Raw genomic sequence first — 4,466 nt, 5'->3', positions numbered from 1 at the left:
GCGGCGGTGGCGCCGGGCGCGGCATGCCCCCCCAGGTCGTTGGTGAAGGCACCGGCGTCGTAAAGTTCTTCAACGCACAGAAGGGCTTCGGCTTCGTCGTTCGCGATGACGGCGGCGAGGACGTGTTCGTGCACATCAGCGCAGTCGAGCAGGCTGGCATGGTCGCTCTCGCTGAGGGTCAGCCGCTCGGCTTCACGCTCGTTGATCGTGGTGGCCGCATCTCGGCAACCGATCTCAAGATCGATGGCGAGCCGATGGCCGTGACCGATCGTGGTCCGCCGCGTGATCGCGATGCCGGCCCGGGTGCACCCCGTGGCGGTGCCGATCGTGGTGCAGGCGGCGCGCCGCAGCGCCAGCTGACCGGTGAGAAGGCAACGGGTACGGTCAAGTTCTTCAACGCGATGAAGGGCTTCGGCTTCATTCAGCGCGATGATGGCCAGCCTGACGCGTTCGTGCACATCTCGGCGGTCGAGCGTGCCGGCATGGCCACGCTGAACGAGGGCGACAAGCTCGAGTTCGAGCTCGAAGTCGATCGTCGCGGCAAGTATGCAGCGGTCAACCTGAGCGCAGGCGGCTAATCCCGTCCGTCCGGTCATCGGGGTTTTTCGAACCAGCATGACGATCGGACATAGCCTGATAGCGGCCGGTCTCGCACTTGCGGGGCCGGCCGTTGCCGTTCTGGCGCAGGGCGCAACGGCGCCCCAGCCCGCCACGCGCACATTGGCCGCTCCTGCGCCCGCGCCAGCCGTGCCGATCCTGTCGGTCAGCATCGTGGCCCGCTATCCGCACGATGCGACGGCATTCACCGAAGGCCTGTTGTGGCACGACGGCGCGCTCTACGAGAGCACAGGCAAGGAGGGGCAGTCCGATGTCCGCCGCGTCACTCTCGATGGTCGTATCGTCGCGCGCCGCCGATCGATCCGGCACAGTTCGGCGAGGGGCTCGGGCTGTGGAAGAACGAGCTGATCAGTCTGACCTGGCATGACGGCATCGCGCACCGCTGGGACGCCCGCACGCTCAAGCCGACCGGCACCAACCGCTATGCGGGCGAGGGCTGGGGCCTGACGAGCGACAGGGACGGCCTGATCCAGTCCGACGGCAGCGCGTCGTTGATCCTGCGCGATCCCAGGACATTGGCCGAGCGTCGCCGGATCGGCGTGACGATCGACGGACGTCCGCTGACGCAGCTCAACGAACTCGAATATGTCGACGGTGCGATCCTCGCCAATGTCTGGCAGACGGGATATCTCGTCCGCATCGCCCCCGGCACCGGTCGCGTCACCGCGATCATCGACCTGCGTCCGCTGGTTGCCGAGATCGGCGCCCGCGACCGCGACGCGGTGCTCAACGGCATCGCCTGGGATGCCGCGAAGAAGCGGCTGTTCGTCACCGGCAAGCTCTGGCCAACCCTGTTCGAGATCCGGATCAACGGCTAGGGCGCGGGAATCATCCGGCGGAGCGTGTCGATCCGGTCGGCCTCGGCCGCGGGCTTGTCCGTCCGGATCCGCGCGATCCGCGGAAACCGCATCGCAATCCCCGACTTGTGCCGCTTCGACTCCTGCAGCGCGTCGAACGCGATTTCGAGCACCATCGTCTTGGCGACCTCGCGCACCGGCCCGAACCGGTTGAGCGTGTTCTTGCGGACGAACGAATCGAGCATCCGGAGCTCCTCGTCGGTAATCCCCGAATAGGCCTTGCCGACCGGCAGCAGTTCGCCTTCCTCGGTCCAGCAGCCAAAGGTATAGTCCGAATAATAAGAGGACCGCCGGCCGCTGCCCCGCTGCGCGTACATCATCACGCAATCCGCGGTGAGCGGGTCGCGCTTCCATTTATACCACAGCCCGACGCGGCGACCGCCGACATAGGGCGAATCGCGGCGCTTGAGCATCACGCCCTCGATCGCCGAGTCGCGCGCACCCGCGCGCACCGCCTCGAGCGCGGTGAAGTCCACGGCGTCGATGACCTGGCTCAGGTCGAACCGCTCGGCATCGAGCTGCGGCACGAACGCCTCGAGCCGCGTGCGTCGCTCGGTCCAGGGCAGCGCGCGCAGATCCTCGTCGCCATCGATCAACAGGTCATAGAGGCGGACAAAGGCCGGATACTCGGCCAGCATCTTCGCCGACACCGTCTTGCGCCCCAGCCGCTGCTGCAGCGCGTTGAAGCTCGCCGCGCCGCCGCCCTCCTCCAGCGTGCCGCCCTGATGCTCGCCCTTGACCAGCAATTCGCCATCGACCGTCCCCGGCGTGACGAAGGCGGCGGCGATTTCGGGGAAGCTCGCGGTCACGTCGTCGCCGGTCCGGCTGTAGAGTCGCGTTTCACCCGCGACATGGACGATCTGCACGCGGATCCCGTCCCATTTCCACTCCGCCGCATAGTCGGCGAGGTCGACGCGCAGATCCTCCAGACCATGGGCGAGCATGAAGGGACGGAAGACGGGGACGTTGGCGGGGGTCGGTTGCGCGCCATGCCCCTCCGCCCAGGCGAACAGCGTCGGATAGGGGGCTGCCAGGCCATGCCAGACTTCCTCGACCGCATCGACGTCGAGCCCGAACGCATCCGCCAGCGCGGTCTTCGCCAACCGCGACGAAACGCCGATCCGCAGCCCGCCGGTCGCCATCTTGAGCAGTGCGAAGCGCTCCTCCGCATCCGACCGATCTAGCATCGCGGCAAGCGCCGCCGGCGCCTCGGCGCGCGACAGCGTCATCAGCCGGTCGACCACCTGCGAGATCGACAGCGGTTCGGCGGGCACCGGATCCGGTCCCAAGGGCTCGGGCTCTGGCCACAGCAGGGCGACGGTCTCGGCGGTATCGCCGACATAATCGCGGCTCATCCGGAAGAGGACGGGATCGATACGGTCCTCGATCAATCCGCGGATGACCGCCGATTTGACGCCCGGCAGATCGAGATCGCCGGTCAGCGCCGCCATCGCCCAGCCACGATCGGGGTCGGGCGTCACGCGCAGATAATCGCCGATCAGCTTCAGCTTCGCATTGCGCGACCGCGTATAGGTGAGGGCATCGAGGAGCGCGGCGAAAGCATGCATGATCCGACAACGCGCCGCCCGGCACTCGGCTCCGGGCCGGCGTCCACGTCGCTGCGGGCGCTACATCAAAAAGGCCCCCGCCGTTACCGGCGAGGGCCCTGTCGTGGCATTGACGTCGTGGCATCGGCGCGGGCCGATGCCATCTTGTCGCGTCAGTCGATCGCGTTCTTGATTCCCTTGCCGGCCAGCAGGCCGAGCACCAGGAAAATGACGAACAGCGCGATCGCGATGAAGAACAGCACCTTGGCGATGCCGATAAACGCCCCGCCGACGCCGCCAAATCCGAGCAGGGCCAGCACGAGGCCGATGATCAAGAAGGTGATGGCGAGCTTCAACATGGGCATTCTCCTGTTCCTGACAGAACCCGTCCCGCCCATGTCGGTTCCGACACGGGCGGGACGCGCCCGGGTTCAGGCCTTGCGGCTGGCTTCGAACAGGAACCAGGCGCGTTCCTCGGCCTGGTCGGTCCATTCGTCGACGATGCCGCTGGTGGCATTGTCCTTGGCCTCGTCCGCGGCGTCCTTGACGATCCGGAACTGTTCGACGAGCTTCAGATTGTCTTCGCGCAGCTCGGCGAGCATTTCGGTCGGTCCGACGAAATCCTTGTCATTGTCCGGGATGCTCTGGTGGCGCGAAATGTCACCGATCGAGCGCAGCGTCGTGTTGCCCGTCTTGCGGACGCGCTCGGCGATCGCATCGGTCACGCCCAGGATCTGTGCCGCCTGGTCATCGAGCAACAGATGATAGTCACGGAAATGCGGACCCGACATGTGCCAGTGGAAGTTCTTGGTCTTCAGATACAACGCATAGCAATCGGCGAGCGAGGCATTGAGCGCCTCGGCAACCGTCTTCGTGCTGTTGCTGACGAGATCGGTGGGCGTGTCGAGTGCGGGGTTGGTGGCGGGCATCGAAAACTCCATGCATGGGAATGTCTGTGGATCGTTGCGTCAACGAAGCGATAGCCGAAATGCTCCCGCTGCGCATGTGCCATTCCTCATCTGAGTGATCGCCCCGCTAGATCAATCGCGCAGCGCTGAGGCCCAGAATGACCCCCAGGAGCACGAATATCAGCCCGATGCCGGTGCGCAGTCGGGCGAGCGGCCATCGGCGCCACGCGGCTTCACCCATCATCGCCGCGGGGACGATCACCACCAGCGATCCGATCGTCGCGCCTACCGCGGCCAGCATCGGTACGGCACTGCGGAGCGCAAGCGCGGCCACGATGAACTGTATGCCGTCGCCGAACGCGAGGATGAACAGCCCGAGCATCGTGGTGGCGATCGCGCCGGTCCGCCAGCCGCGCAGCGGATCGGGCGCCTTGACCGGCAGCAGCGCACCGCCGCCCTGGAGGATCAGCGCCAGCGCCAGCATCAGCTGTCGCGCATTGGGGGTCAGCAGCGGCGCGACCGCGATCCCGCCCGCG

At 66.6% G+C, this 4,466-nt stretch carries 7 protein-coding genes; 3 read left to right on the top strand and 4 right to left on the bottom strand.

What is annotated here, in order from left to right:
• The 3 genes from NI18_RS11115 to NI18_RS26985 all read left to right on the top strand — a co-directional run.
• On the top strand, window positions 1-578 hold a 578-nt coding region (locus tag NI18_RS11115; protein ID WP_037529945.1), incomplete at its 5' end, for a cold-shock protein.
• A gap of 37 nt (window positions 579-615) precedes the next feature.
• Window positions 616-966 (top strand): glutaminyl-peptide cyclotransferase, encoded by a 351-nt coding sequence (locus NI18_RS26990; RefSeq protein WP_306286379.1) that lies wholly within the window; start codon window positions 616-618, stop codon window positions 964-966.
• Window positions 915-1,436: a glutaminyl-peptide cyclotransferase gene (locus NI18_RS26985; protein WP_306286380.1), complete on the top strand. Its 522-nt coding sequence runs from the start codon at window positions 915-917 to the stop codon at window positions 1,434-1,436. The genes NI18_RS26990 and NI18_RS26985 overlap by 52 nt, the downstream gene beginning before the upstream one ends.
• On the opposite strand, the gene NI18_RS11105 is transcribed toward NI18_RS26985, so the two are convergent.
• From NI18_RS11105 to NI18_RS11090, 4 genes are all read right to left on the bottom strand, one after another.
• Window positions 1,433-3,043 carry a cisplatin damage response ATP-dependent DNA ligase gene (locus NI18_RS11105; RefSeq protein ID WP_037529944.1) on the bottom strand — a complete coding sequence of 537 codons (1,611 nt, stop codon included), beginning with the start codon at window positions 3,041-3,043 and terminating at the stop codon, window positions 1,433-1,435. The two genes, NI18_RS26985 and NI18_RS11105, sit on opposite strands and share 4 nt — an antisense overlap.
• Window positions 3,044-3,195: 152 nt before the next feature.
• Window positions 3,196-3,381 carry a DUF1328 domain-containing protein gene (locus tag NI18_RS11100; protein ID WP_031395540.1) on the bottom strand — a complete coding sequence of 62 codons (186 nt, stop codon included), beginning with the start codon at window positions 3,379-3,381 and terminating at the stop codon, window positions 3,196-3,198.
• A 72-nt stretch (window positions 3,382-3,453) separates the two neighbouring features.
• A complete protein-coding gene (locus tag NI18_RS11095) occupies window positions 3,454-3,951 on the bottom strand; it encodes a DNA starvation/stationary phase protection protein (protein ID WP_031438858.1) in 498 nt (165 codons plus the stop codon).
• A 106-nt stretch (window positions 3,952-4,057) separates the two neighbouring features.
• Window positions 4,058-4,466: TMEM165/GDT1 family protein (locus tag NI18_RS11090; RefSeq protein ID WP_037529943.1), on the bottom strand; the 409-nt coding region annotated here is incomplete at its 5' end.

Origin of the sequence: Sphingomonas sp. Ant20 (genome assembly GCF_000783375.1) — a bacterium.
Lineage (GTDB): Bacteria > Pseudomonadota > Alphaproteobacteria > Sphingomonadales > Sphingomonadaceae > Sphingomonas > Sphingomonas aerolata.
This window is presented reverse-complemented; position numbering and strand designations above follow the sequence as displayed.

Bases quoted from the DNA above. Each gene is read 5' to 3' on its own strand.
- NI18_RS26990 (WP_306286379.1), top strand. From the start codon at position 616: ATGACGATCGGACATAGCCTGATAGCGGCCGGTCTCGCACTTGCGGGG.
- NI18_RS11105 (WP_037529944.1), bottom strand. From the start codon at position 3,043: ATGCATGCTTTCGCCGCGCTCCTCGATGCCCTCACCTATACGCGGTCG.
- NI18_RS11100 (WP_031395540.1), bottom strand. From the start codon at position 3,381: ATGTTGAAGCTCGCCATCACCTTCTTGATCATCGGCCTCGTGCTGGCC.
- NI18_RS11095 (WP_031438858.1), bottom strand. From the start codon at position 3,951: ATGCCCGCCACCAACCCCGCACTCGACACGCCCACCGATCTCGTCAGC.